This is a genomic window from Roseibium sp. SCP15 (assembly GCF_040329435.1).
Classification (GTDB): domain Bacteria; phylum Pseudomonadota; class Alphaproteobacteria; order Rhizobiales; family Stappiaceae; genus Roseibium.
Map to the genome: position 1 here is coordinate 271,022 of NZ_JBDZYI010000001.1, position 26,994 is coordinate 298,015.

Genomic DNA, 26,994 nt, shown 5'->3' on the forward strand with positions numbered 1-26,994 from the left:
CAGCCAACTCCAACCTCAACCGGTGTAGCAACCGCGCAGGTGAATTCTTCTCAATCGCCAACTTCGGGAGCAGAAGCTTCCCGCGGACCACTACCTTCCGCCTCAGCACAGACTGCCTCCACTGCAAGTGGCCCCGTTCCACCCAATGCTGCGCGAACGGGCGCTGTGCAGCAGCTGACGCCCTCCGGCCAGTCAGGAAACGTGGCTGGAGTGCGGCAGCAGAATTCTACAATCCCGAAAGCCTTGGCAACGCCGCAGGCGCCTGTCGCCGGTTCCGGAAGTCAATCCGGTTCAGATGGAGCAGGGCTTTCACCTGGCCGTTCCACTCAGTCGGTTTCACAAGGTTCAGGACCGAGTTCAGCAGGTTCTGTCCCACCTACTGGTGCTCAAGCTCAGGCAGGCTCCTCTGTTCAGGCTTCCAGCCAGGCACAACCCGTTTCAGTGTCGCTCTCAGCCCCGGCAAGTTCGAACAGTGCAAGCCAGTCTGTAGGTCCGGCGGCGCGTGAGCAAGCGGCAACGCAGTCCGTTGTTTCAAGATCGCCTACACCGCAGGGGGCGGGACAGCTGCTTCAATCGTCTGGAACAGTCCAGGCTGGTCCTTTATCGCAATCGCCAGCACCGCAGGTGCCAACAGCTCAGCCTCCTGTGACACAGCCAATCGGAACGCCATCCTTGCAAGGGCAGAGTATTCCAGGCGTGAAACCGGCCGGTGATTTCTTTAACGGCCCAGCCGGCCCCCCGCCATCAGGGGCAACTGCTTCCAAGACTACCGTTTCCGGTTCAACCCCTGGAGGTTCGGCAGGAATACCTGTGCAACCTCGTGTTTCCGCTGAGCCGGGCATCGCGGTGACGGGGCGCTTTCTCGGCAATGAAGCGGGAGGGTTTCGAACCCCGCCCCAGCAACCTTATCCCGCATTGCAATCAGCGAGGCAGCCTCTTTCCAGTGGCGCGCAGTCTTTCGATACTACCAACCCGGTTCGGCAACTTGCCCAATCGTTTCAGCTGCCCTTGGCAGAGCAGCAAGCTGGATTGAGCGGGCTATTCACTCAAATCGGCAACCTTGCTGCTGCGCAATCCAGTGGAAGGGTTTCGGTTCCCGACCCGGTGGTCAAGGCAATGCAGCAGATCCTTGGCCTGAGGTTGAACGCATCTCAGGCCATGAACGGCAGCGATCTGCAGCAGGCTGTGCGCATGAGTGGCCAGTTCCGGGAAGCCCAGGTGTTTCAGCCGGGCGGTGGTCAGCCAACGGGATTTCCGGATTTGAAATCTGCGCTCTTGTCGTTCAAGTCGCTTCTGCAACAGTTTGGTGCAGATGCCGAAACATCACGACCGGCAAACCAACCTGCGCCCCCGTCGCGACATGGCGCACCCCAGGGACAGGCTCAGCAGCCAACTGGTGGGTTTGTTTCAAACAACGCACAGCAAAATCTTCAAACGCTGTTGAAGGAAACCGATGCTGCACTGGCGCGTTTGCGGATTACGCAGTTGGCCAATACCGGATTGACCGCAGACGACGGTGCTCAGGTAAGCTCCCGTCCGGCGGATGTTGTGGTTGAGTTGCCGCTTTCCCTCGGCCAGGAAACCGCGGTCATGCAGATGCAGATTGGCCGTGACGGCGGTGGTCGCGATGACGAAGAAGAAGGCGAACCGGCATGGCGCCTTCGGTTCGCGCTGGACCTGACCGCAACAGGGCCGCTGGAGGCTGCCATTAGCTTAAGGGGGGGTGGCACTTATGCGAGCCTTTGGGTCGACCGCAAGGAAACCTACGACAATCTGAATTCAGTTCGTGAGACCATGGAGGCCGCCTTCGCCGATGCAGGGTTGGATCTTCAGGAGTTTCGCCTGATACGAGGGCTTCCAGCCAGAACCGCCGCCAGATACGGCACTTTGATCGACCGCCACTCCTGAGCACTGCACATGACAGAGAAAAGCCCGACTGAAAAGAAAGTAGCCGTTGCGCTGCAGTATGAGAACGAAGGTGCGCCAGTCGTCACAGCGAAAGGCGCAGGGTCTGTTGCGGAGCAAATTGAAAAGATTGCCCGCGAAGCAGGTGTTCCGATCGAACAAAACCCCATGATGGCCGAAGCCTTGTCTCAGATCGAACTGGATCAGGAGATACCGATCGAGCTTTATCAGGCCGTCGCCGTTCTGATCGGATTCATCATGCGAACGGGAAGGACGCAAAACACTCCGGACAGCTGACATTTGTGTGGAATTGCCATCGGCAGAGGAAATCCGTGTGCAAACAGGTCCATTGTGCGAAAGCTGGTGCCACGCACAAGGAAATCCTTGCAGGCAAGGCAATTCCCGACTACGTCATGAAACCACAAAGTCGCGCCGCAGCAATTCTTGTCGGCTGCCAGATCCAGCGCGAAATAGCAAAGAACAGGATTTTTGACGAAAATGACGATTGTCGACGTACGCACACCCGATCCGAAGAAATTCATCAAGGGCGCGACCGGCGACTGGGAAATCGTGATCGGCATGGAAGTCCACGCCCAGGTCACGTCCGAAGCCAAGCTCTTTTCCGGTGCCTCGACCGAGTTCGGCAAGGACCCGAACGACAATGTCAGCCTTGTTGACGCCGCAATGCCCGGCATGCTGCCGGTGATCAACGAGGAATGCGTTCGCCAGGCGATCCGTACCGGCCTTGGTCTCAAGGCCGAGATCAACTTGAAGTCCGTGTTCGACCGCAAGAACTATTTCTATCCGGACTTGCCGCAGGGCTACCAGATTTCCCAGTTCAAGCAGCCGATCGTCGGTGAAGGCAAAATCCTTTTGGACATGCCTGAAGAACAGGTCGAAATCGGGGTGGAGCGCCTGCACCTGGAGCAGGACGCCGGCAAGTCCTTGCACGATCAGCATCCGAGCATGTCTTTCGTCGACCTGAACCGGTCTGGTGTTGCGCTGATGGAAATTGTCTCCAAGCCGGACCTGCGGTCTTCGGACGAAGCCAAAGCTTATCTCACCAAGCTGCGCACCATCCTGCGTTACCTGGGCACATGTGATGGCAACATGGACCAGGGTTCCATGCGCGCGGACGTCAACGTTTCCGTTCGTCGTCCGGGTGGTGAGTTCGGCACACGTTGTGAAATCAAGAACGTCAACTCCATCCGGTTTGTCGGTCAGGCGATCGAATACGAGGCACGCCGTCAGGTTGCGATCCTCGAAGACGGTGGGTCGGTCGATCAGGAAACACGCCTCTTCGATGCCGTGAAAGGGGAAACCCGGTCCATGCGGTCCAAGGAAGAGGCGCACGACTACCGGTACTTCCCGGATCCGGACCTGCTGCCGCTGGAATTTACGCAGTCCTTTGTTGATGAGCTGGCCGGACATCTTCCGGAACTGCCGGACGACAAGAAGAGCCGGTTCATCAACGACTACGGTTTGACGGCCTATGATGCCGACATCCTCGTTGTTGAAAAGGCTTCCGCCGATTTCTTCGAAAAGGTTGCCAAAGGCCGCGACGCCAAAGTCGCCGCCAACTGGGTGATCAACGAGTTCTTCGGCCGCCTGAACAAGGAAGGCAAGGATCTGGCCGAAAGCCCGGTTTCAGCAGACCAGCTAGGTTCCATTATCGACCTTATCAAGGCAGGCACGATTTCCGGCAAGATCGCCAAGGATCTGTTTGAGATCGTCTGGACCGAAGGTGGTGACCCGGCTCAGATCGTCGAAGAGCGCGGCATGAAACAGGTGACCGATCTCGGCGCCATTGAAGCGGTTGTCGATGAAATCCTGGCTGCCAACCCGGACAAGGTTGAGCAAGCCAAGGAAAAGCCGAATCTTGTCGGCTGGTTCGTAGGGCAGGTTATGAAAGCTTCCAAGGGCAAGGCCAATCCGCAAGCCGTGAACGACCTTCTGAAGCAGAAGATCGGTCTGGAGTAAGAGATGGCTGGGGAGGCGACATCTCAAGCGGTTACTTTGCCGATCACAGGTTCCTGTCACTGCGGTGCTGTATCTTACGAAATGAAGGTACAGCCTCGCTTTGCAGTCGAGTGTAACTGCTCGATCTGCCGCAGTCTTGGCACTGTCTGGGGGCATGGCGAAGCGGGTGACATCGCCATCACTTCCGCGCCGGAGGCGACGCTCGCCTATTCACGCGGAGACAAGGAACTCGCTTTTCATACCTGCAAGACCTGCGGATCGACCACCCATTGGGAAGCCATTGCAGGCGAGGCCAAGGGCAGGATGGCAATCAATCTTCGGCTTGCTGAACCGGGAACCATCGAGGCCATCGGTCATCGTCATTTCGACGGCGCTGAAACCTGGACCTTTTTGGATTGAGCTTGGGAAGATTCGCCTGATACCCTCAGCGCCAACAGGGTTTGGCCTGCTTAACGAGAGCAGCCAAATGGTACTTGGCAACGGGAGTTGACATGAACGCGGATCTTGCAAGCCTCCTTCTGGCTCTTGGTATTTTCGCCGTCGGGTTCATAAGTATCGGGCCGAATATTCTCGCAATCATCGGCACTTCCATGGAACGGGGACGTAAATCCGGCATCGAGCTCGCGCTCGGAGTTGGCATAGGTTCCGGTGTCTGGGCGACCCTCACCGTTGCCGGTCTCACTGCACTCATAGCTGCTTACGCGCATGCAATCACGCTTCTGAAGGTGCTGGGGGCTCTGTACCTCGCATGGCTCGCCTACAAGGCCTTCCGCTCCGCCGCAACACCAACTGGAAAGGTTGCGGCGCGCTCCGCGAAGGGCAACAGGTTGCTTCTGCAAGGGCTGACCATTCAGATGACCAATCCGAAGGCTGCCCTTCACTGGATTGCGATTGTCGGTGTCGGCCTGGGGCCGGAGGCCCCCATGTGGGTAGGCGTCTCGCTCATTGTCAGCTGCACGCTTATGTCGGTTCTGGGGCATCTCGCTTATGCCGTGACCTTTTCAACGCGACCGGTCGTGGAGTTTTACCGTCGAAGCCGACGCTGGATTGAGGCCGGCCTTGGTGTTTTTTTCTCCTTCGCGGCCTACAAGCTGGTCACCTATCGCAATTGATTGGCCTCCCACGACGATGACCACCCAAAAGTGGGGTGCCGCGTGGATGGGAAGATGACGCTCGCAATCTCAGAGTTTCGGCGGCCATATCCCGATAAGCTGCCAGGAAGAAACATGCACGAGCTGTGAGCCTTTGCCGACTTGGGCCGGTCGAGGAAACAATGTCCAGATGATAGCGCGCTGGGCTTTTCGACCTGGATACGCTAAAGGCAGAGCAGAAAGACAGCACGCTTAAGCCGAATGACAGCCGCACAAACATCCCGTCCCTCAGAAACACCACTCTATGCCACGCCGTTTGGCGTCTGGGCGCTCGTCGCACTATGGGGGCTAGCCCACCTTTTGCTTCGAGCCCTCAATACCCCGGTTCTGGGCACGGACGACATGTTTGAAAATGTGCTCGTGCAAAGCCTGCAGCCCGGTTATATGCTTCGACAGCCTCCGCTTTATGAGTGGTTGCTCTGGTCTGCACAACAGGTCTTCGGACCGACAATCTGGGCCGCCCTTTCCGTCAAATACGGGCTGATATCGATTGCGGCGCTGTTCCTGTTCCTGATTGCCCGAAAGGCAATCACCGACCCGCGTCTTGCAGCGCTCTGTGCCTTTTCCTATTCGCTGTATTACCAATTCGGCTGGAACCTTCATGAAGGGGTCACGCACACGGTTGTCCTGACGACAGCCTGCGCCGCGAGTGCCTTCTTCTTCATAAAAGCGCTTGAGAGCGGCCGCCTCGGCTATTACGTCGCATTCGGTGCCCTTGCAGGTGCCGGATTGTTGGGCAAGCACTCCTATCCGATCTTTGCGCTGGCTCTCCTGATTGCGGCCGCAAGCGATCCTGTCTGGCGAAAGAAAATCCGCTTGGTCGGTGTCTTGCTGGTACCGCTTGCGGCTGTTGCGGTCTATAGCCCCTATGCCTATTGGATCTTGAGTGAGGGCCTCAAGCTCCTGTCGTCTGTTTCGCAGACGATGGGTGTCACGGCACAAACTTCTCATATCGTGCGTGCAGGCGAAGGATTGGGCAAACTTGCCTTTGGGTTGCTTGGCTTTTCCGTTCCCCTTCTGCCTGTTCTGTTGTTGCTGTTCTGGCCTCGTTATCTGGGCCGTGTGTCGCCTACAAATCCGGCGGTCAACGATGTTGCGCGCCTATGCGGACGCACTGTTTTGGCAATGATTGCTTTGACCGCGCTGATGATTGCTGCAACGGGGGCAACCTATGTCAAGGAGCGCCACATGCATCCGCTGATGCTCCTGTTGCCGATCTTTCTCTTTGCGGATCTGGAGCGGTTCGAGTTTCAAAAACAGTGGCGTTGGCTCGCAGCGGTTATCTTCGCAGTGATTGCCGTTGCCTTTGTTGCCCGTGTTCCTGGCATGTTTGCCCCGGACAAATTCTGGTGCGGTGGCAAGTGCAGGCACATGAAACCCTATGCCGACCTGGCGCAACCTCTCCAGGACCTTGGAGCCTCCGAAGCAACCTTGATTGCCGACACCGGTTATACCGGAGGAAATCTGCGTGTTCTCTTCCCAAAGGCTCGAGTGGTGACCAAGGCCATTCCGGCCAGATCAGACCCCAGGGACAAGTGCTTTTTCATCTGGGAGGAGGGAGACCGGAAGCCGAACATCCCTGCGGATGAACGCTATTCCGAAGTCACTTTTGGTGACGCAACGGACCCGATGATTGCCACTTATCTCGCCGGAACCTGGCCACATCTCTGGAAAGAAACTGGATGGCGGACGACCTGGTGGGGAGTCGCGGAACTCGATCCGGCCGATCCGTTGTGTCGCTGACATTCCTGGCTGTCTGAAAGGTCAGGTACCTGACCCGATCAAGGTTCTTGTTTTCGACTCCAGAAACTGGCCGAACTCATCATGACCGTTGAGAAAGCTGGAGCACCAGATACGGCCGATGCCTGCAACCTCGATGTAATGCGCCTGAACGAGCAGGGAATAGCCGACGTTTTCCAGGTTTTCCCAGGCAACACATTTGTTTCTGCAGAACGGGCTGTCAAAGTAGACGAAATTCCGATCATAGCCGAAGCGGACAAAAAAGACCTGATAAACCAGGAAGACCGTACCCGCCACGAAGCCGCAGGCAACAAGAAGCGCCATCACCATTTGGCCGGGTGACGCGTTCATCATCGCGTAGACGACAAAGAGCGTAAGCGGGATCATGGCAAGCGCCAGAAGCCTGACGGGCGTGCTGTAGGTCAACAGGCAAATTCGCCCTCGCCGGGGAGCCCTCGATTTTGCTGCGACGGAGAGACCGAACACGACCGCTCCACCTGCCAAACCACTGGCGATCGCCATCGCCCAACCACCAAAATCAACCATGCTTTCGGCCTGCCTTTCAGCTGGACACCATAAGAAAACACTAGAGGCCGCTGCTTAAATGTCAGTACAGGAAGTGGTTCCAAACCGATTAAAACTGTAATCGAAACGTACAAGTCGTTATGACTTGCAATGCCGTTCGACGAATAACCGAAATGAAGGAAGCTGACTTTGGCCAATCAGGAAACGCCCAGGATCCGTATTGAAAAGGCGCAGACCAGCCACCTTCGTGAAATTGTTGAAATCATCAACGCGGGCGCGGCCAGCGTTCGCAGAGGCAAGGAATTTTCCAGCTGGCAGGAATACGCCCCGGCATTGGAGGCGCTCTCGTCCGCTCCTGAGGCAGACATATACGTTGCCTTGAACGAGCAGGACGAAGTTGTCGGAACTTACCAGATCCATTTCCTGAAAGGCATTGCCTACAAGGGAAGGCCACGGGTTGAAGTTGAGAGTGTGCATGTACGCGCCGATCAGCGCGGCAACGGTGTTGGTCGGCTGATGATGGACCATGCCGAAGAGATTGCCCGGAAGATCGATGCCTGCATGGTGCAACTGACTTCAAACAAGGAACGGGAGGGCTCGCATAATTTTTACCTGCGACTTGGCTACGACCAAAGCCATCTCGGTTACAAGAAGATGCTGGTCTGAGTGTGGACCAGCCTCAACTGACCACCAATTGCGAATGAAACGGATCAGGAGCAGGAACTTCATGCCAGTTTCCCAGAACAAGCCGATTGAACTCTATTTCTGGCCGACGCCAAACGGCTGGAAGGCTTCCATCATGCTTGAAGAGCTTGGGGTTCCGTTCGAGGTGAAACTGGTGAACATCGGTAAGGGGGAACAGTTCGAACCGGAATTCCTGGCAATTGCTCCGAACAACCGCATGCCGGCAATCGTTGATCCGGAGGGACCGGATGGTGAACCGATTTCGGTGTTTGAGTCGGGCGCAATCCTTCAATATCTCGGCCGCAAGTTCGGCAAGTTCTATCCGCAGGACGAACGAATGCGCGTTGAAATGGAGGAGTGGCTGATGTGGCAGATGGGGGGTTTTGGGCCAATGCTTGGCCAGAACCATCACTTTCGGCACTACGCACCCGAAGAAGTGCCTTATGCCAAGGAACGCTATTTCAACGAGACCCACAGGCTCTATGGCGTCCTCAATCGCCGGCTTGAAGGCCGGAAATATGTGGCGGCTGACGAATATACAATCGCCGATATCGCCATATTCGGCTGGGCGCAGCGATGGCAGCGGCAAGGCATCGATCTTGCCGAATTTCCGAACGTCAAGGCCTGGCGGGAACGGTTGGAAGCACGCAGTGCTGTTCAGCGGGGGCTGGCAGTGGGAGAAGAACAGCAAGAGACCCTCGTCATAGAAAATGACAAGGACGCGCAGTCTGTTCTGTTCGGGCAAAAAGCCCGATAAGAGCGTGCTGAACGCCTCACATCGGGGCCTTCTGAAGTGTAAGCACGGGATTGGTCGTCACTAGACGACCTTTTCGACTTGAGATTCCAGCTTTTTCGCCAGGTCTTTGAAAGCGGATTTGCGTGGGTGCAATTCATCGTGCCAGCGCTTCCCGACAGTTTCGCGAAAATTGGCGTAGGTAAAGTGTTTCTTGTACTGATTGCTTAAGCGGTCGAGCATCACATGGAGCTCGTTGATCATGATCCTGACGATCTTTTTCTGAAGTTTCCTTTTCACAATTCCCTGGCGCTTCATCGGTTCACCCAGCCAGTAGCCGCCCTTTTGAGGGATCGCGTAGTCATAACCATGGCTAATGATCCGAAGCTTCTTGTTCCTGGAATTTTCCAGGGCAAGTTCGATGATTTCCTGAAAGAGCAACTCCATCTGCGCGACCTTGATGTAGAAGCTATTCTTGATGTGTTCCTCGGCGCTCCAGTCAAAGTGGTAAATGTGCAGGTGCTTCCACAAGTCGCCGCCACCCAGCAAATCGTTGCCGCTTCCGCAAAGAAGGAATGCGTCATAGTGGGTTTGCTGCAGCGCTGTTACGAAATCCTGCGCTTCAGCAATGACCGTCAATGTGTCGCCGAAATGAGCGATGCTGTCGATCCGGTGGCCACGTTTCTGCAACTCCCTGACCAGGTCGGTATCAGCACCTCCAACAATTGGCAGGCTGATCGGAAAATCCGGTAGATTGAACCAGCTGTCTCCTTCCGCCAGCGCGACGAACTTCTTGGCCATGATCTCCTCCCGTTGTTCGGTCGATGAAGATCATTAGACGCATAGCGGGAGGGGGCGTCAATCGGCGCTTATAGCGAGTGGCATGCGTCGGAGAGAATGACGCGGATGCCTCTAGTTGGCCTTCTGCCAGATTTCGTTTTCGCACACATTGAAGACCACGCGCACGCAGCCCTGAATTTCAAGCATTGTGCCCCCCTTCTTGCGAACGGTTGCATTGGCACTGAAACCGCGCCGCGGGTCATAGACACGCCCCAACCAGGCTTCGCCATTGGGCTTCATCCGCCACAGGACTGTCAGACCCAGGATCTTGCGATTGCGCTTGGTGGCATCCTTGTTGTTCGCATCCACCGTGGTTGCCATGGACTTTCCGGCCGGCGGGGTAAACTTGACGATCTTGCCACAAGGCGCAGAGCCACATTGCGAGATTTGAACGATCGCGCCATCAGGAGTGCGCCACTTGCCGGTAATGTCGGGTGCTGCTTGAGCGCTGGCAACAACTGTTAGCATCAGGAATGGTAATAGAAGTCCCGCGGTTGCCAATTGTTTTGAAAAGAAAGAACAAGAGAAAAACAAGAATAAGCCCCGTCGATTGGCTGGAAACGATTGCGCCACAAGTCATGACCAGCAAATGCGACGGGGCTGTGACCAGATCGAGCCGACCTGGCTTTACGAGACTATGTTCGGCTGCCTATTTCACGCGCGACCAGGTTTCGCCTTTGCAGATCAATCCGCCCATGACGCACCCCTCCAGTTTCAACTTGTTTGCGGAGGTCAGCTCTATATAGCCTGTGTAGGTCTTGCCATCCTCGGCGTTGTAGACCCTGCCTTTCCATTGGCCGGTCTTTCCGGTCGGCTTCATGGACTGGACAATTTGCACACCGACCAAAGGCCGGCTGCGTTTTGAGGCATCCGGGTTCTGAGTGTCATTGCGTGGAGATTTGAGCCAGATAAGCTTGCCGCACAGAGCAGCGCCGCAGGAACTGATCCTTATCTTGGATGCCCCGTTGGGACGAACCCAGTCTCCAGTGGCATCGGATGCGAGTGTAGATGTGAGTGAGATGGTCAGCAGGCCTGCGGCAACCAGTGCTGGCGCGGCGATCGATTTCAGCATTTTTCCTCCCGAACGGCATAGTTTCCGTTTACGGAAACGTAATCTATAGTTCGGAATCGAGACTGAAAACCCGTCACCCAACGGAACCTCCCGGACTTTTTCTGAATCGGGGATGTCTTCAGACAATGTGAATGACTGGGCGAGGGGCAGACCTGCTCCGTCAGTCGTCCGGATTGCAGATGAGTGGTCGCATTTCGTCCATGACGACAACTGACGTGTATGACTACAACTGACTTGTAAGAAGTCGCTCGTGGATTTCTTGTTGTGCTAACGCAGACAGGTGTTGGGCACCCGAGTTCCTATTGTCTTTCAATCCAGTCCAGGCTTTGCTGCGCAATGTGCTCCCATCCACTTTCCAGTTGCATGTAATGACACCGCCCGGGGATCTCGGCGAACTCCGCAAGGTCTCCATATCGATCTGCCATCGTTCTGGACGTGGAAGGTGGGACCACCTTGTCTTCTGAGCCTGACAGGAACAGGAGAGGCGCCTTGGCCTTGGAAAAATCGACCTTTGTGGTTTGATTGACGTCATACATCCAGAAGAACAGCTCGAACAGCACGGCTCCGGACTCGGTGCTCAGCCGGTCGCAAATCTCATGTTGCTGCTTCTCGGGCATCGTATTGAGGCCATAGGCCGCCAGAAGCTCGAAATCCTGTCCCGGCGCCATTTCCCAGAACCGGCCGGCCGACATGAAGAGTTTGCCAAGTGCTCTTTCCATATCAGTTGTGGGAGTTGTCCCGTTGATGATGCTGCTGTTGATGAGTACACCAGCGTGGATCAGGCCACGGCTGGACAGTAACTGTGCAACCAGTCCGCCAAGAGAGTGTCCAATTACAATGGGGCGCTGATTGAGGCGGTCGATGAAAGCCGCAACATCGTCGACATAATCCTTGATGCTGGTTCCGATTAGCGCTCGAGACCGTTCTTCTGAATCCGGAAGCTCGTGATGGCGATAGGTGAGAGAATGGCATTCAAAACCGCGACTTTGAAAGAAGTCACTGAATGTCTCCATGGTCCACGGGCCGGCGTTGGTTCCATGAAGAAAAACAATTGGCGGTTTTGACATCATTCACTCTCCTTAAGCACAAGCTTTGTGAAACGGTCGCGATACCTCGAGCGAAGGAAATAGTGCCCCAAACTGTGCTCTTGGTGAACAGAGTCTTTATTGGACATGTCAATTTTTCGGAGAATGTCATTGAAATTAAAGGGGAAATCGAAGCGCTATGATTACCTTTAAGTAAATTTCAGACTTATTTAAATTTTTATTCGCATTGCGTTAAACTTGTATCTTAACTGGCCATTTAACTGCTCCTGATGAAGTAGACCTCAAGAAACGACAGGGAAAGCCACGCGAAAGCTTGCGTTTCTAGGGAAGTCTTACAGAGGAAGAAAGGGGAGCATCATGGCTCGTTTTGAAATGCACTCGGCCGACATGGCCATCATCGGTGAAAAGCCGGTAACGGCAGACATTCTGTTTCAGATGGGACTGGACAGTGCCTGTGGCCGCCACGGCGATGCCGATCTGGTAACTGCGCACAAATGGTTCAATATTGCCGCGCTGAAAGGCAATGCTGAAGCAGTTCGTTACCGTAAGGAAATCTCCGGTGAGATGAGCCCGTCCCAGATCGCTGAAGCACAGCGTTCCGCTCGTGAATGGTTGTCGATGCATTGATTGCGACGAAGGCTGCCGGCCAAACGGCACCTGAACCTGCAATCTGTTTTTGACGCGGCAGCAACAAACTTCTGCCGCGTCCCGACACACTCAAAATCTTTTTTTCATTCCGGCGGTTGCTCAATGAATGGGCGCCAGACCGTGCTCGTCCCATAGCGAACGATCAATTTCAGAACCGAGGGCGAATTCAAAGCGTTCGATGTTCGCACCTATGTTATCCAGCTGACACTTGTACGCGATCTCGTACCAGACCCGATTGCTGCGGACAGCACCCGCAGGGGCAAAAATCGCGTTGTTCTTCTGATAGGAATTGCGAAAGGCATGAGGAGCCAGCCTTGTAGGGCGGAATCCCTTTTGCGTACGTCGCAGTTGTTCCATCGCCTCCAGTGCACACAGTTGCTCCTTCCTGTCGTCAGATACCAGCGTCCTGAGCGCAAGGCGGGCCTGTAACGATCGAGGATCGGACAGGATTTCGCTTGCATGAAATGCTGTTGCCGAAACCCACATCTTTGGCTCCTGCTCATCCGCATTTCCCTCATCGACGCGCACGGCTGTTTGTTGGAGTTCACCAAGACTGCCGTCCGATGAATGAGAGGCCGCAGATGCGGCAGGTGAACGATTGGGGGTAGAGAGCCGGCCAGCCAACTCTGAAGCCCTCGGCGGCGGCTTGGCTGAAGAGCGGCCAATTGGATCGGCGAAGAACTCGACGGATATCGCGGTAGGGGATCGAATTGCCCTGAACTCAGGCACTACAATGTTGAGGACGAGTGAGAATACCGCGATGTGCAGCCAAAGCGCGCATATCCAGGGAAACCTGGCTGCAACGAGACGGCTTAAGGCTGAAGTGCCCGAAAATTCCACCTGACGTTCCCCGAAAGTTGCATTGTGCCATCCACAACCTTGAGTTCGAGAGGGAGCGCGACACTGTGACCGTTTTGTGGCCGAGCGCTGTGGAGTGCATTTGTCAGACGAAGAGTTATTCACAGGCAAACTGCCAATTTGAAAGAATTCAAGAATGTTGAATCAGCGACGTTTCAGGCCTGATTTGACTGAATTTGAGACGAGTTTTGACCACTTGAGAGCTGTTTGCTTCTGGTCTGAAAAGATACGTGCGGCGCATCGATTGAGTGTGCTCAACTTACAAGAGCTTATCTGCAAAGTACTTTTTTGGTTGAGGCGCTTTGGAGTGGCAAAGGGGTGTACGAGCTCCAGTCGCGCAGGGAGTTTTCAAAAGACCAAGAAAAAAAGAAGACCGGAAACAATCCGACGAAGTCGACCTGATATTTCACTAAATCCAGTCGCCGAACCGATCACGAATTCAACATAAAGTCCGACTAATTTCCGCTCGAAAGTTAACCGAGTTGGCTTTGGGCAATCCGTGTAAGCGGGAAAAAGCTGCCGCTTTATTGATAAGGTGGCGGCATTGGTGACGCACCTCTGGCCGGGGATGTTGGGCCTGATGGTGTGTAGGGCAGCGATAGAAGCAAATGCTTGTCAGCAGTTTTGGCAGGCACCCTGTTTTTTGTGAAAGACCTGTTTGAAACAGGTGGCTCAGGCGAGATTGAGTTCGTCTGACCTCGTTACCGTTTTGTCTTTTTGGAGGCAGATGGTGCTGCTTGCCGTGGATCTGTTCAAATACCCGCTCAAAACAGACAGCACTCTTGCGCGGAGGCTGTTAAGCGAAAAAATGAACGGAGGCGGTACATGAATTCTGCCCACAATCGCGAACTCAATCGGCTTCGCGAACAGCTCGAAATGAAGGAGGCGCAAATTGCGGCTCTTCAAACTCTGGTTTCGGATCGGAAAATTCAGTTTCCGCACGACTGGGAATTAACGCGCATCCAGGTCCAGATTTTGCGATTGCTGTTGAAGCGGAATGTAGCAACACCTGAGCAAATTCATGCCTTTTTGTACGCGGACCGTGAAGACGGTGGGCCGGATGTCGGCAATGTACGGGTTCACATCTGCTTGCTCAGAAAGAAGCTGAAGCGCCACAATGTGGTCATCAGTTGGGTTGCAGGTGAGGGGTACAGTCTGAGCTACGAGATGAAGGATCTCATCAGAAAATCCTCCGTGTCTGTATGCGAAACCAGGGCAGCATGAAAAACAGGCAACTGGCACCTGAAAAAGTTTTCCCGCGAACCTAAACCCGGGTGGCTCGCGGGTTCTTGAAAATTTCTGCTTCGCAATATCCAATTTGAAGCACACGTTTACGGGTAGGTAAACGAATTCCTAATTTTAACGTTAAAGTTCATGGTTACGAAGATCAGGACTTGAGGCCAACTCTGATGCGATTTTGCATCCGGGTTTCGCTTCGACACCTGATCACTTATCTCGTCTGCCGATCTGCCGGTGGCAGACGTCACGCTTCCCAATACCAGAGACAATTCTAGTCTCCCGGTTCCTTGCTAAAATAGCCACTGAGTTTCTCTTTTTGACGTGCGCGTTCCAACTGGTATCAGACCAAGCCAGAGCGGAAAACAGCCTTTTGGTTCGACAGGATTTCCGGGAACGCCGTTGCAAGTTCCTGTTCTTTCTCTGCTGCTTCGCGCCGCAAGCTGTGAAATGCGGGGCAGTGGAAAAATGAACCGGGAATGAAAAAACGCCTTGAACTCCGAGGCGTTTATTCGTACACGGATCGAGCCGGAGAGGTGGCCGAGTGGTCGAAGGCGCTCCCCTGCTAAGGGAGTAGGCCCGGAAGGGTCTCGAGGGTTCGAATCCCTTCCTCTCCGCCATTACCCTAAAAACTCGCAAGCGCTTCCTAGGACACGTTGAATGGCCTGGAATGCGTATTGTTTTGGCCCCCATATCCGGTCCCACATGCTGTTTGGCGGCGAGCAAAGTTATTTGGTCCCGCGAATGCCAAACGGTTGGCATGCAGCTGGTTGATCGCAAATTTCCTTGATTTTCACATCAGGTTCCAAAAGACCGGCAGTGCTGTTGCGTACTGGTGGAACGATCGTTGTCAACCGTAACCAAGCCAACCTTCGGGCTGCGCATTTTCAAAGCCATAGGATGACGAAGTCTCAAATCAACTGACACCACAATTGAGTTGATGGATGGTCGATGAAGGAAAACGGAAGGTTGTCTTGGATCTTTGCGAGGGACAATTGAGATTGCGAATAAGAAGCGTTTCTATCTATTTGTTTTTAATGTGAAAAATTAAATCTGGTTGATTTTCCTCAAGTCGAAAAACGCAGTTGTGCTGTAAAATTAAAGCAACCCAAACATGAAAGGGATTGCCATGAAAATGAACGAAACTGTCGCAGTAGCACTTAATCGGCAGATCAATTCGGAGCTGAACGCGTCCTATACCTACCTCTCCATGGCAGCTTACTTCGATTCCATTGAACTGCCGGGTTTTGCTGCCTGGTTCCGGGGCCATTCGAAGGAAGAGATCGAGCATGGCATGCGGATCTACGATTTCATCGTGAAGCGGGATTCCAGGGTTGAACTGGAAGGTATCGACAAGCCGCAACTGAACTTCGATTCACCAACAGCCGCACTTGAAACCGCACTGGCGAAGGAAAAAGAGGTTACCGCTCAGATAAATGCGCTCTTTGAGCTGGCGCATGAGGAAAAGGAATACTCCACCCAGAACATGCTTCACTGGTTCCTTGAAGAACAGATCGAAGAAGAAGACCTGTTCCGCAGCATTCTTGAAAAGGTGAAAGCTGCCGAAGGCAACCGTTGGCATATGCTTGTGCTGGATGGTGAGCTCGGCAAGGGGATAGCGAACTAACCTTGGAAGCCCGCGTACCTGTCTGGCGGTGCGCGGGCTTTGCTGTCACAATCAGTCGCTCGGGCCGATCATCTTCTCAGGGCGGACGAGACGGTCGAATTCCTCTTCGGTGACATAGCCAAGATTGAGAGCTTCCTGGCGCAGGGAGGTGCCGTTCTTGTGCGCGGTTTTCGCGATTTCAGTCGCTTTGTCGTACCCGATCGCAGGAGCGAGCGCGGTAACGAGCATCAGCGAACGCTCCATCAGATCCGTAATGTTGTCCCTGTTCGCGATAATGCCGGATACGCACCTGTCCGCGAAACTTACGGAAGCGTCGGCCAGAAGCTTGATTGACTGCAGCATCGCGTAGGCCATCACCGGCTTGTAGACGTTCAGCTCGAAGTGCCCCTGGCTGCCGGCAACGGTGATTGTCGTGTGATTGCCGAAAACCTGGGTACAGACCATCGTCAGTGCTTCGCACTGGGTCGGGTTGACCTTGCCCGGCATGATCGAGGAACCGGGTTCGTTTTCAGGCAATGACAGCTCTCCCAGTCCGGAACGTGGCCCCGAACCAAGCAGGCGGATGTCATTGGCAATCTTGAACAGCGAAGCTGCCACCGTGTTCAGAGCCCCATGCGCATAGACATAGGCATCGTGCGCGGCGAGCGCTTCGAACTTGTTCGGAGCGGTCCGGAAGGGCATCCCGGTGATTTCGGCAACTTCGGCAGCAAATTTCTCCGCGAAGCCTTTTTTGGTGTTGAGACCGGTTCCGACGGCAGTGCCGCCCTGTGCCAGTTCCAGAAGACCATCGAGCGTTTCGGTGACGCGGTGAATGCCCATTTGAACTTGTGCGGCATAACCACCGAATTCCTGTCCAAGGGTCAGCGGTGTCGCGTCCTGCGTATGTGTCCGGCCGATCTTGACGATGTCCGCCCATTCCTCCGACTTCGATGTCAGCGCATCCTTCAGATGCGTCAGCGCCGGCACGAGGGCTTGTTCAATTTCACGGGCGGCCGAAATGTGCATGGCGGTTGGAAACGTGTCGTTCGACGACTGGCTCATGTTGCAGTGGTCGTTCGGGTGAACCGGCGTCTTGGACCCAAGTACACCACCGAGGATCTCGATCGCCCGGTTCGAAATGACCTCATTTGAGTTCATGTTCGACTGCGTGCCGGACCCGGTCTGCCAGACAACAAGCGGGAAGTTGTCGTCAAACTTGCCGGCAGCAACTTCCGAGGCGGCCTGCTGGATAGCTTCGGAAATATCCGGTGAAAGTTTTCCCTCTTCTTCATTGACCCGCGCCGCTGCCTGTTTGATCACTCCGAGTGCATGCACCAACGGCCGTGGCATTGTCTCTCCGCCAATCGGAAAGTTCATGAGCGAACGAGCCGTCTGGGCTCCGTAATATTTGTCGGCGGGGATGTCGAGTGATCCGAAACTGTCGGATTCCGAACGAACTGACTGAGACATGGTTTCCTCTCCAGAAGGATGGTCCAAATTGAAGGATGCAGGAGCGCGTCAGGCAACCTCTTCCACGAAGTAAAGACTGTTCCCGTCCGGGTCGGAAAGGGAAAATTGCAGTTTGCCACAAGCACCAAGCTTAAGTTGACCAAGATTTGGCAGCGCGCGGTCGACATATTCGCTGTGAAGTTTCCGGATCTTGTTGACCCGAAACACCACGCTGAGGTTGGTCAAAGGGGCGGTTTCGCGTGTATGCGTGACTTTCAGATCCAGTTCGGAACGGCGGATCCTGAGACCGTCGGCCTCCTTGTAGACTGCAAAGCCAAGTCCATCGCTGTAAAACACCGATGAACTCCGCAAGTCGGTTGAAAACAATACCGGAATAGCATGAGGGCGGTGGTCAGATACGTTTGCGTTCATGGCGGGTTTGCGTCTGATTTTCTGTAGAGTTTTGGTGTTCGGTCTCATTGCAGGCACTACGAAACAGGGGTCAGTGAAGGGTTGAAACTTTGGCATCCCGCATGGCCGCGGAGGTTTGAAGCGTTGCTTCAACATCTGCGACTGACACAGGGAAAAATCGTTGGCCAAGGCTCAGGTATTCCGCAGCGAGTTGCCACGCATTCTGTTTGAGCTCGGTTCTGCCGGATGGTCTGGCGATTTCTTCAATACATCTGGCGGAACAACCCTCGTCATGGTGTTGAAGTGACGAGATAAGCGCCATCGACAGATACTCGTCCTTTGCCATGCAGCTGCAGTCGAGACTGTGAAATCCGGTCGGGCTGACAGCATAGCGCCGGTATGTAGCGGCAAATTTCCAAAGCGCGTCCAGAACGGCGCGACTGTTGTTGACGCCAAAATATCTTCGGTACCCGTCCCAAACCTCGCGCCATTGGTCGAGATGTTCGTTGTGGCAACCATTGAGCACGCAACGAAGTCCGAAAACAAACATGCGTTCGGCGGCATAAGGGTTTTGCATTCGGGTTTGAAATGCTTTTTCGAATGCTTGAGATGTCATGTCGTCTCGGCTCCTCGAGAGAATTCCAGGCAAATTGATCAATCGAAAATGTTGTCTGTGCAGGTGTCACCAACCTGCGCTGTTTGACGGTCGCCAGCGCGTGGCAAAGAAGAAAGGATCTCCATCCAGGATTGATTGAATTGGCTGTCGGCAGCTCTGTCCTGGATGAAGCTGAGCGCACAGGTTCCCATTTTCGTGTAGCACTCGAGCGAAAGGCTATGCCTGGAGCCTACAACCCAGAACTCACCGATTGCTGCCGGGTCGAAAAATGTCCGGCAGGCGCCCATGGTCAATTCGATCAGGTCGCCGCGCCGTGTGAGGCCGTCGAGGCGGCCTCGCTTCAGTTGAAGACAGGAGGAGTTCGAGACCCCGAGCGCGAAGGGATGGCGGATGTCCGACAGGTATCGCAGCAAGTGCAGAATGACCTGCCTGTCAATCTTCCAGGCATTGTCTTCTGCCAGGCTCTTCAGTCGGTCATGTCTGGAAACGCCGCCGTTAAGCAGACAGGCGTCGAGATTTGCGCTGGTGTCGAGGTCACTGAACCGCTGGGTTGGAAGCGATCCGACCGGACACAGAGCCTCCGTCAGGAACGACAGGACCGGACTTGGCAGGCACTGGGTCAGCTCTCGTTCCCGGGTTCCGTACATCAAGACATCAAAGGCAAGCTGGTCGGAAATTGAGGCGATGTAGCAAGTATGTGTGGCGGCTCCACTTGCATCGAACAATTGAAGCGACGGCGGCACCCGGTTGAGTTTGTCTGCATCCAGGGCAACCATGGTATCAACGGCAGCCGGCTGAAGACGTATGGCAACGCCCTCATTGTCAAATGTCAGATCATCACCGACCAGCATTGGCCTTTGATAAACTCCGACTTCGCTCATCACGGCACAGCCGTTCGCTGTTGACGCGATCACCTTTTCAAAACCCGGCAACCAGTCAAACAGCAGATCGACAGGTTCATCCAGGGCGCGTGCCCCGTGGGAGGCCGAAATGACGAGGTCCGCCAGGTCGTTGCCTTTTTTGCTGTTCACCCGCGTGGTGCCAGCACTGGAATTGACAAAGGCAAGTCTTGGGCCTTTTTGGCTGTCTTGCACGGTCTTGGTCACGAAACAGGGCTCCCCGATCGTCGCTCTGAAGCAAACTGGATCTAGTAAACGTCTCTGAGGTAACGTTTTTCACGCTTGAGATTGTTGACGTAGGCATTGGCGTCATCCGCCGACAGGTTGCCGAACTCGGCAATCACGTCATGCAGGGCACGGTCCACATCCTTGGCCATCCGGGTGGCATCGCCGCACACATAGAAATAAGCGCCGTCTTCGAGCCAGGCGAACAGGTCCTTGCCGTTTTCCTTCATGCGATGCTGGACGTAGATCTTCTGGTCCTGATCTCTGGAAAAGGCGAGATCCAGGCGATTGAGCACGCCCTGGGCGCTCAGCTCGCTCAGTTCGTCTTCGTAAATGAAGTCACTGGCCTTGTGCTGGTCACCGAAAAACAACCAGTTGGCTCCGCTTGCTCCACCGGCCCGGCGTTCCTGCAGGAATGCCCTGAACGGAGCGATGCCGGTGCCGGGACCGACCATGATGACAGGCCGGGTCTCGTCATCTGGCAGGCGGAACGATTTGTTCGGGGACACAAAAATCCCCGCTGTGCCATTGGTCTCAATCCGGTCCGCAAGGAATGTGGAACAGACACCGCCGTGGTTCCGGCCATGGGTCCGGTATCTGACGCTGGCAACGGTCAGGTGAATGTGATCCGGTGCTTCCAAGGGACTGGAGGATATGGAATAGGCGCGATGCTGCAATGGCTTCAGCAGCGCGGCGAAATCCGTCGCTGAAAGAGCGCCTTGCGGGAGCAGTTGAAGAAGATCCAGCACGTCCTTGCCCCAGAGCCATGCTTCCAGGGCTTCCTTGTCTCCGTGTTGAAGAACGTGGCTGAGTTCCTGGTGTTCGGCCCGCTTTTCCACTGCCGCAATCAGATCCCTGGAGGGCGTGGAGATTTCAAACCGGTGCTGGAGCGCTTCACCGAACGCGCCGCTGACACCGTCAACAGCCGTTTCGAAGGACGAGTTCAGCCGCTCCAGCACCGCCTGCACCAGCGCAGGGTCGTTCACCGGCATGACGCCAAGGGCATCACCGGCAGCATAGGTCAGGCCAATGTCACCAAGCGCAAATTCGTAGTGCCGTATTTCCTTGGCCGAGGTGTCACCCGATAGAAGGCGATTGACAGCAAGCGAAGACGGGTAGGGGGATTTTCGTGACCATTTGGATTTGGCGGGGGGCTCGATTTGTGCTCCGGTTTCGATTGCCGGTGTAGACGGCTGACCGGCATTCAGTTCCCTTGCAATCTTCGGCAAGGTTTCTTCCATCCAGGAAGCAGCCGGATCCTCAAAGTCGATATCGCAATCGATCCGCGTCACAAGGCGCTGCGCGCCGAGTTGTTCAAGTCTCATGTCGATCAGCTTGCCGGCTTGGCAAAAGTCGTCATACCCGGTGTCTCCAAGGGCCAGAACGCCGAAAGTCATGTTTTCAAGCCTTGGTGCCGTATCCGCAGACAGCGCTTCCCAGAACAGCTGTGCGTTGTCCGGCATCTCTCCTTCGCCATAGGTCGAGATCACGATCACAACGCAGGTCATTGCCGCGAACGCTTCAAGCGTGATGTCGTCAAGCGCCTGGACTTCGGGGGCCATGCCGTTGGATTTCGCGGTGGCTGCCGCGTCGAGGGCAACACCTTCCGCATTTCCGGTTTGTGTTCCAAACAGGATGTTCACCACTGGGGCCGTTGCGGATGTTTCCGCAGAAACGGCTGCGCCGGCTGGTGCACCCTGGATTGACAACCTTGAATGCAGACCGGCGAAAAACCCGGAAAGCCAGGATTTCTGCTCTTCGCTGAAGGGAGCATCCTTGGGTATGAATGGGATTTGCATGGACTGAGAGCTCTTGGAAACTTTGCGAACGAATTTTGCGGGGTCAGGCTGTGTGAGCTGCCGTGAACGACATCAGGTCGGAGATGCTGTGCTTGGCAAACAACTCCTCGAAACTCGGCAACCGGCCGACTTTTTCGCGGTTCTTTGCGTTCTGATAGATGATCCAGCCAAAGGTTCCTGGACTGTCCATCGACAGCACGTTTCGGCTGGCGAGGGCCTGTTTGTAATCACCGAGCCTCTTGTCGGCGATCAGGACGGCCAGCTCGTCATCGCTGTATTCCGACACGGCGGTGCGGGCATATCCCTGGAGCTTCTTTAGAAGCGAGAAGTCCTCGGTCAGAAGCAGGTTCCGGGCTGCCTTTTCAACCTCTGTATCCGAGATCTTCGGGCTGCCATTGACCCGTCCGAGCGCGACCGTCTGGGCCGTTGACATGACGAGATAATTGTTGAGGAGAACGTACATGTCCTCAGTGTCCGTCTGTCCATACCCGGGGACGGTACCGTCAAGGATTGGCTTGCCGGCCTTCAGTGCGGTCTTGAACTTGCGCAACTGGTGGGCAACGAGAGCCGAACTGAGCTCTTCAATCAATTCCTTCCGTGAGCGTGCCGCCAGAATTGCATCGCTGTCCTGATAGGCCAGAAGCGACGTTGGCATTGCATAAACGAAGTGCTGCTTTTCGTTGTCCCAGTTTTGTAGAAGCCAGGCAGCCTTGCGAGACCCCGTCGCCTCCAGATGCAGCGTCAGAAGGTGGCGAATGACATCTCCATGCATTTCACCAAGCGTTGACCCGTCCACAATCGAGTTCAGAAGAACCGAGTCATGACTGGCTTTGTCGTTTAATTCTGCGCAAGGGTCATACTGATAGGCAAAGCCGCCACTCATGCCATTGGCGAAACCCTTGCCGAAGCTGCCTATGTTCAGCACCGCTCCGTTGGTCATGTATTCGCAGCAGAAATCGCCGACCCCTTCAACGACCGCAGTCGCGCCGGAATTGCGGACCGCAAAACGGTCGCCCGCCTGACCTTCGACGAAGGTTCTGCCACCCGTGGCGCCAAACAGAGCAAAGTTTCCGATGAGAACGTTTCCGCCGGTTTCCTCCGATCCGCCGCCCGGAGAGCGGACAGTGATGGTGCCGCCACAAGCTCCTTTGCCGACACCGTCGTTGCAAGTTCCGTCATGCACAAGACGCATGCCATCGTTGCAGAACGCTCCGAAGGACTGTCCGGCAGACCCAGCCGTTTCGACATTGACCGTTTCTGCATCGAAGTACCGACGGCCGCGGTGATCTTGAAGGACCGCGGGGGTCTTTCGAGCAACCTTGTCATCAAGCTGATGGTTCAGCAGGCGTTCGATATCGATCGCAAGCTGACCTGCGACAGTCTTGTTGCAATTGTTCAGCCGGGAATTGGGGCGAAGGGTGACCTTGCTTTCGCCGTTCTCGAACAGCTCCCGGCAAGCGGTTTCGATAAAGCGGTCGTCGTGCTCGAAGTCCTTTTCCAGGTATACGGGATCATCGACCTTGATCTCTTCAGCGAAACTCAACATTGCCCGCAGGTCCAGTTGCCCCACCTGGGACGAGTGGTTGATGAGATGCAGCAGGTCGGACCGGCCGCGTGCCTCCTTCAGAGATTTCATCCCCAGTCCCGCCAGAACCTCCCGGGTCTCATGCGCGATGTTCAGAAGGTATTGCGCAAGCGCCCGCGGGTCCCCGTCAAAGACCTCCGGATTGGTGGTGAGACCAGCCGGACATTTGACGTTGCAGTTCTTCGCCATGACGCATTTCAGCATCATCAGGGCCGTGGTGCCGAACTCGAAGGAATCGGCTCCAAGCAGGGCGGATTTGACGACATCAGTTGCGGTCTGATGCGCGCCCGAGCAACGCAGAACCACTTTCTGGCGAATACCGTTTGCGCAAAGGGCCTGATGCACTTCCGCAATGCCGATCTCGGCCGAACGTCCCGTATACTTGAGGCTAGTAACCGCAGCTGCACCGGTTCCGCCGGTGTTGCCGGCAACGTTGATCACATCGGCCCCGGCCTTTGCCACGCCGACGGCGATTGTACCGATGCCTTCCGAAGACACGAGCTTCACGATGACCCGCACGCGGGCAGCCTTCGCGTCGTGGATCAGTTGAGCGAGATCTTCGATCGAGTAGGTGTCGTGGTGTGGCGGTGGCGAAACAAGCTCGACACCGGGAGTTCCCCCGCGGGCGGCGGCGATTTCCACGGTCACTTTGGGTGAGGGGAGCTGGCCACCTTCGCCGGGCTTAGCGCCCTGACCGATCTTGATTTCGATTTCCTCGAGCGACGGGTCAGCAAGATATCCTGCCCACACACCGAAGCGACCGGACGCGAACTGTTTGATCTTGGAAGACCGGATCGTGCCGTATCGGGAGATATGCTCACCGCCTTCACCGGAGTTCGACATGCCTCCTGCCATGTTCGTGCCGTGCGCGACCGCCTCATGAGCCGAAGCAACAAGGGCGCCGTGACTCATCGCACCGCTCGCGAGCAGTGGCGTGATTTCGCTTGCCGGCTGAACCTTGTTGAGGTCGATTGCTTGAGGAGCCGGCCGAACGCGGGCGAGAAACTCCGCTGCTAATCCCTTTGCACGGACCTTTACGAAACTGTCTTCCAGCCAATGCCCTTCGATCGAGGTCTTGAAACGCCGGACCAAAGCATCGGCAAGCTCGGAGCGCCGGGCCAGCTGATTGCCGCCTGGCCCTGACAAGGTCAGCCTGAACGTTGTTTCGTCTTCCTGCTCGCACTTGAGCCCGCGGAAATGGAAGGACGAGTTGCCATGGATTGAAAACCGCCTGAATTCGCGTTCGAAATCGGCTGCCGAGGCGGCATAGGAAACGTCTGCCGGAAACTCCAGAACATCCCTCAAAGCAGCGGGGCGCCGGCTACGCTCCTCCGACATCATGCGTGCGAAGGCACGGTAGCCCGGTGTGATCGAGAACATATCGATCATTGCCGGCGTCAGCTTGTCAAAGTTGGTGTAGGTGTAAGCCTTCTCATCCAGCCCAAAAGCATCTTCAAGTCGATCCACCGGCAGCAACCGGAGATGATCGTCGTGTTCTCCGGCATCCGGATTGGCGCTGAGTTGAATGCTTTCTTCTGTCATGTCGACAAAGCCGCGCACTGCAGTTGTGCCGAAGGAATGGCCTGCACCTTCGGCGCGTTCCTTGAACAGGCCCAGAAGAGGAATGTCCTTTTCGCTGGCAACGGTAAGCGCACGCTGGTGCCAGTCGAAGACGGCAGTCGCAATCGTCTCAAAGCCGACACCACCAACCGGCGTTTTAACGTTCGGAAAATAGCGCTTCAGGACAGGATCATCGGTATCGAGAAAATTGGGTTCGAAGAATTCGCCGCCGATGTAGCTCTCAGCCGTGCAAAGCCCAACCTTGCCCATGGTTTTAAGGAGCGACTTTTCCGCAGCTTTTGCGAAACGTTTGAACGCGGCTTCCGCGTTGTCTGGAAAAGTTTCTTCGGCCCTGAGCTGAACAGCCAGGGGATAGACCGCCGATGCGCCGAAACCGAGGGCAACGGCGACATGGTGGGCTGAGGAAATCTGTCCGCTTTCGACAATGACAGAGGCCCTGAGACGCAGACCTTCCTCTATCAGGCGCTGATTGACGGCAGAGACCACAAGCGCCATCGGCAAAGCTGCTCTCTTTGAAGAGACTTGCCGGTCACTCAAAATAATGATGCCGCCATGTTCTGCAGCTTGCTCGGCTGTGTGGCTGCAAATGCGGTCGATTTCCGCTTCCAAGGCATTGGCGTTTGCGACTTCATCGCCTGCGACAGGAGCGTAGAGCGTGTCGACGATCAGCACCGGTGTGCTCGTCTGTTCTCGCAGCCACTTCATGTCTGTCCGGGACAGGATCGGGCTGTCGACAACGATCTGCTGCTTACCTGACTTGGAAAATCTCGGTTTGCTTCCCAACGCAACACGCAAGGTCATGCCATCCGCTTCGCGAATGGAGTCAAGCGGAGGATTGGTCACCTGGGCAAAGCGCTGGGAGAAATACTTGGCAACACCACCTTCCTGATCGGAAAGGGCATTGATGGCCGCACCATAGCCCATCGCGGAGATCTTCTCCGCGCCTGTCGCCAGCATCGGATCCATCAGGAACTTGAAACTTTCCTGATTATGCGAATAGGCAACAAACCGCTGAGCAAGCTCCAGGTCACCTTCGTAAGGAACGAGCCTGCCCGGTGTTTTTATTGCCGGTCCACGATGGTCCGAAAGACGAAGCCGGGCCTCCTGGAGCAGTTTCCGGTAGTCTTTTTGTGCTGCAAGCTTGTCCAGTGCGGCTTTCGTACTCCAGCTTCGCTTTTGCGCATGGTCGTAATAGAGCATGCCGCCAGCCTCGATACGGCCGCGATGGATGATCTCCTCGGCCGGAAAGGAAATCTGCCCGGCTTCGGACATTACCGTCAGATACTCGTTCGTTTCCGTGGTTCTGAGCGGCCGCAGTCCAAGACGGTCCAAACGCGCGCCGACAATGGTGCCATCTCCAAAGATGAGTGCGGCCGGACCGTCGTTTTTCTCCTCGTAGAGCGAGAAGTACTCCAGCATGGCCCGAACATCTTGGGACATCGAAGTATCGTTTTCCCAGGCCGGCGGCATCATGGACACCACGGCCGTCACCAGGTCCAGATCGTCTTCCAGAACCCTGCTTTGCAAGGTCTGATCCAGGCGGCAGCTGTCCGACTGACCTTTGGGGCGAACGATATTGGCGTTCTTGGCTCTGGCGACTGCCGCTTCGGAAAGCCTGTTCTTCTTGTCGGTATTCAATTCGCCATTATGCGCCATGAAGCGGAACGGCTGCGCCATGCTAGGGTGCGGATCCGTATTGGTGGAAAAGCGCGTATGGAAATACAGCGTGTGAACCTTGTGTTGCGGCTCCTGCAGATCCTTGAAATAGGGGATCAGTTCGTAGGAATTCAGACGCCCCTTAAGCACCTGAGTGCGTGCACTCAGGGAGAGGGGATAGAGCCCCTCAAGTTCCAAGCACGTATAGGCCCTGGCTTCGATTGCAAGCAGAGCTTCGTGAACTTTTCTGTCGGAAATCGCCGGGTCTTTCTCCTTTGAAGACACAAACACCCATTGGCGGATTGCGAGCTGGTGTCTGACGGCTTTGGGGCGAAGAGCTGAACTATCGACCGGAACATCGCGTTTCAGGATCGTTTCAAATCCGTGTTCTTGCAGGAGACTTTCGATGAGAACGGCAGCAGCTTCATGCTCTGCGGCATTTGTCGGCATGAAAAAATTGCCGACGCCGAATTCACCAGGTCTCAGGTCCTCGCGCCCGGTCAGATGACGGAAAAAGGAAACGGACAGATCGATCGACACCCCGGCACCATCGCCAACACCTTCCGATGACATTCCGCCGCGATGCGGAACGGCGCAGAGGGCCTCGTGCCCCATGCACAGGACGTCATGAGCCTGGCACCCGTCTTTCCGGGTAATGAAGCCAACTCCACAGCTGCTTTTTCCTGCAGCCGGATCGTAAAGTCCGAATTGCCTATAATCCACCTATATGCGCCTCCTTGTTTCGCCTG

23 protein-coding genes and 1 tRNA gene are annotated in these 26,994 nt (G+C 55.4%); 12 read left to right on the top strand and 12 right to left on the bottom strand.

Annotation, left to right across the window (positions count from 1 at the left end; translation table 11 throughout):
* Positions 1 to 1,029: 1,029 nt before the first annotated feature.
* From ABLO27_RS01265 to ABLO27_RS01290, 6 genes are all read left to right on the top strand, one after another.
* Complete coding sequence (locus tag ABLO27_RS01265) at positions 1,030 to 1,908, top strand: flagellar hook-length control protein FliK (RefSeq protein ID WP_353029970.1); 879 nt, start codon at positions 1,030 to 1,032, stop codon at positions 1,906 to 1,908.
* Between the two features lie 9 nt (positions 1,909 to 1,917).
* Positions 1,918 to 2,202 carry an EscU/YscU/HrcU family type III secretion system export apparatus switch protein gene (locus tag ABLO27_RS01270; RefSeq protein WP_353029971.1) on the top strand — a complete coding sequence of 95 codons (285 nt, stop codon included), beginning with the start codon at positions 1,918 to 1,920 and terminating at the stop codon, positions 2,200 to 2,202.
* Positions 2,203 to 2,403: 201 nt separating this feature from the next.
* A complete protein-coding gene (gene gatB, locus ABLO27_RS01275) occupies positions 2,404 to 3,885 on the top strand; it encodes an Asp-tRNA(Asn)/Glu-tRNA(Gln) amidotransferase subunit GatB (protein WP_353029972.1) in 1,482 nt (493 codons plus the stop codon).
* 3 nt (positions 3,886 to 3,888) lie between these two features.
* A complete protein-coding gene (locus ABLO27_RS01280; protein WP_353029973.1) occupies positions 3,889 to 4,284 on the top strand; it encodes a GFA family protein in 396 nt (131 codons plus the stop codon).
* A gap of 92 nt (positions 4,285 to 4,376) precedes the next feature.
* Positions 4,377 to 4,997 (top strand): LysE family translocator, encoded by a 621-nt coding sequence (locus ABLO27_RS01285; protein ID WP_353029974.1) that lies wholly within the window; start codon positions 4,377 to 4,379, stop codon positions 4,995 to 4,997.
* Positions 4,998 to 5,237: 240 nt separating this feature from the next.
* Positions 5,238 to 6,779, top strand: a complete 1,542-nt coding sequence (locus tag ABLO27_RS01290; protein WP_353029975.1) for a glycosyltransferase family 39 protein — start codon at positions 5,238 to 5,240, stop codon at positions 6,777 to 6,779.
* Between the two features lie 21 nt (positions 6,780 to 6,800).
* On the opposite strand, the gene ABLO27_RS01295 is transcribed toward ABLO27_RS01290, so the two are convergent.
* Entirely contained in the window at positions 6,801 to 7,322 is a 522-nt protein-coding gene (locus ABLO27_RS01295; RefSeq protein ID WP_353029976.1) for a hypothetical protein, read from the bottom strand.
* 168 nt (positions 7,323 to 7,490) lie between these two features.
* On the opposite strand from ABLO27_RS01295, the gene ABLO27_RS01300 reads away from it, so the two are divergent.
* Positions 7,491 to 7,967, top strand: coding sequence for a GNAT family N-acetyltransferase (locus ABLO27_RS01300; protein ID WP_353029977.1), 477 nt, complete (start codon positions 7,491 to 7,493; stop codon positions 7,965 to 7,967).
* A gap of 61 nt (positions 7,968 to 8,028) precedes the next feature.
* A complete protein-coding gene (locus ABLO27_RS01305; protein ID WP_353029978.1) occupies positions 8,029 to 8,742 on the top strand; it encodes a glutathione S-transferase family protein in 714 nt (237 codons plus the stop codon).
* A 60-nt stretch (positions 8,743 to 8,802) separates the two neighbouring features.
* Here ABLO27_RS01305 and ABLO27_RS01310 read toward each other — a convergent pair whose 3' ends face one another.
* The 4 genes from ABLO27_RS01310 to ABLO27_RS01325 all read right to left on the bottom strand — a co-directional run bounded on the left by ABLO27_RS01310 (position 8,803) and on the right by ABLO27_RS01325 (position 11,700).
* Positions 8,803 to 9,519, bottom strand: coding sequence for a hypothetical protein (locus ABLO27_RS01310; RefSeq protein ID WP_353029979.1), 717 nt, complete (start codon positions 9,517 to 9,519; stop codon positions 8,803 to 8,805).
* A 111-nt stretch (positions 9,520 to 9,630) separates the two neighbouring features.
* Positions 9,631 to 10,026 carry a DUF2147 domain-containing protein gene (locus ABLO27_RS01315; RefSeq protein WP_353029980.1) on the bottom strand — a complete coding sequence of 132 codons (396 nt, stop codon included), beginning with the start codon at positions 10,024 to 10,026 and terminating at the stop codon, positions 9,631 to 9,633.
* Positions 10,027 to 10,207: 181 nt separating this feature from the next.
* The gene (locus ABLO27_RS01320; RefSeq protein ID WP_353029981.1) at positions 10,208 to 10,630 is read right to left on the bottom strand and encodes a DUF2147 domain-containing protein; all 423 of its coding nucleotides are present in this window, start codon (positions 10,628 to 10,630) and stop codon (positions 10,208 to 10,210) included.
* A 299-nt stretch (positions 10,631 to 10,929) separates the two neighbouring features.
* Complete coding sequence (locus tag ABLO27_RS01325; RefSeq protein ID WP_353029982.1) at positions 10,930 to 11,700, bottom strand: alpha/beta hydrolase; 771 nt, start codon at positions 11,698 to 11,700, stop codon at positions 10,930 to 10,932.
* A gap of 363 nt (positions 11,701 to 12,063) precedes the next feature.
* Between ABLO27_RS01325 and ABLO27_RS01330 the strand changes: the two genes are divergently transcribed.
* Positions 12,064 to 12,303 (top strand): hypothetical protein, encoded by a 240-nt coding sequence (locus ABLO27_RS01330; protein ID WP_417714746.1) that lies wholly within the window; start codon positions 12,064 to 12,066, stop codon positions 12,301 to 12,303.
* A 120-nt stretch (positions 12,304 to 12,423) separates the two neighbouring features.
* Here the strand turns inward: ABLO27_RS01330 and ABLO27_RS01335 are convergent, their stop codons facing one another.
* On the bottom strand, positions 12,424 to 12,810 hold the full coding sequence (locus tag ABLO27_RS01335; RefSeq protein ID WP_353029984.1) for a DUF930 domain-containing protein: 387 nt from the start codon (positions 12,808 to 12,810) through the stop codon (positions 12,424 to 12,426).
* Between the two features lie 1,197 nt (positions 12,811 to 14,007).
* Here ABLO27_RS01335 and ABLO27_RS01340 point away from each other — a divergent pair.
* The 3 genes from ABLO27_RS01340 (at position 14,008) to ABLO27_RS01350 (ending at position 16,045) form a co-directional block, all read left to right on the top strand.
* A complete protein-coding gene (locus tag ABLO27_RS01340) occupies positions 14,008 to 14,406 on the top strand; it encodes a winged helix-turn-helix domain-containing protein (RefSeq protein ID WP_353029985.1) in 399 nt (132 codons plus the stop codon).
* 542 nt (positions 14,407 to 14,948) lie between these two features.
* Positions 14,949 to 15,038 (top strand) — tRNA-Ser (locus tag ABLO27_RS01345).
* Positions 15,039 to 15,547: 509 nt separating this feature from the next.
* Positions 15,548 to 16,045, top strand: a complete 498-nt coding sequence (locus ABLO27_RS01350) for a ferritin (protein WP_353029986.1) — start codon at positions 15,548 to 15,550, stop codon at positions 16,043 to 16,045.
* A gap of 51 nt (positions 16,046 to 16,096) precedes the next feature.
* Here the strand turns inward: ABLO27_RS01350 and fumC are convergent, their stop codons facing one another.
* The 6 genes from fumC to ABLO27_RS01380 all read right to left on the bottom strand — a co-directional run bounded on the left by fumC (position 16,097) and on the right by ABLO27_RS01380 (position 26,968).
* Entirely contained in the window at positions 16,097 to 17,494 is a 1,398-nt protein-coding gene (gene fumC / locus ABLO27_RS01355; RefSeq protein WP_353029987.1) for a class II fumarate hydratase, read from the bottom strand.
* Positions 17,495 to 17,542: 48 nt separating this feature from the next.
* Entirely contained in the window at positions 17,543 to 17,830 is a 288-nt protein-coding gene (locus ABLO27_RS01360) for a hypothetical protein (RefSeq protein ID WP_353029988.1), read from the bottom strand.
* A 145-nt stretch (positions 17,831 to 17,975) separates the two neighbouring features.
* Positions 17,976 to 18,500 (bottom strand): hypothetical protein, encoded by a 525-nt coding sequence (locus tag ABLO27_RS01365; RefSeq protein ID WP_353029989.1) that lies wholly within the window; start codon positions 18,498 to 18,500, stop codon positions 17,976 to 17,978.
* Positions 18,501 to 18,538: 38 nt separating this feature from the next.
* Positions 18,539 to 19,606: a ChuX/HutX family heme-like substrate-binding protein gene (locus ABLO27_RS01370; protein ID WP_353029990.1), complete on the bottom strand. Its 1,068-nt coding sequence runs from the start codon at positions 19,604 to 19,606 to the stop codon at positions 18,539 to 18,541.
* 41 nt (positions 19,607 to 19,647) lie between these two features.
* Positions 19,648 to 21,423, bottom strand: a complete 1,776-nt coding sequence (locus ABLO27_RS01375) for a sulfite reductase subunit alpha (RefSeq protein WP_353029991.1) — start codon at positions 21,421 to 21,423, stop codon at positions 19,648 to 19,650.
* 43 nt (positions 21,424 to 21,466) lie between these two features.
* Positions 21,467 to 26,968, bottom strand: coding sequence for a glutamate synthase-related protein (locus ABLO27_RS01380; protein WP_353029992.1), 5,502 nt, complete (start codon positions 26,966 to 26,968; stop codon positions 21,467 to 21,469).
* Between the last annotated feature and the right edge of the window lie 26 nt (positions 26,969 to 26,994).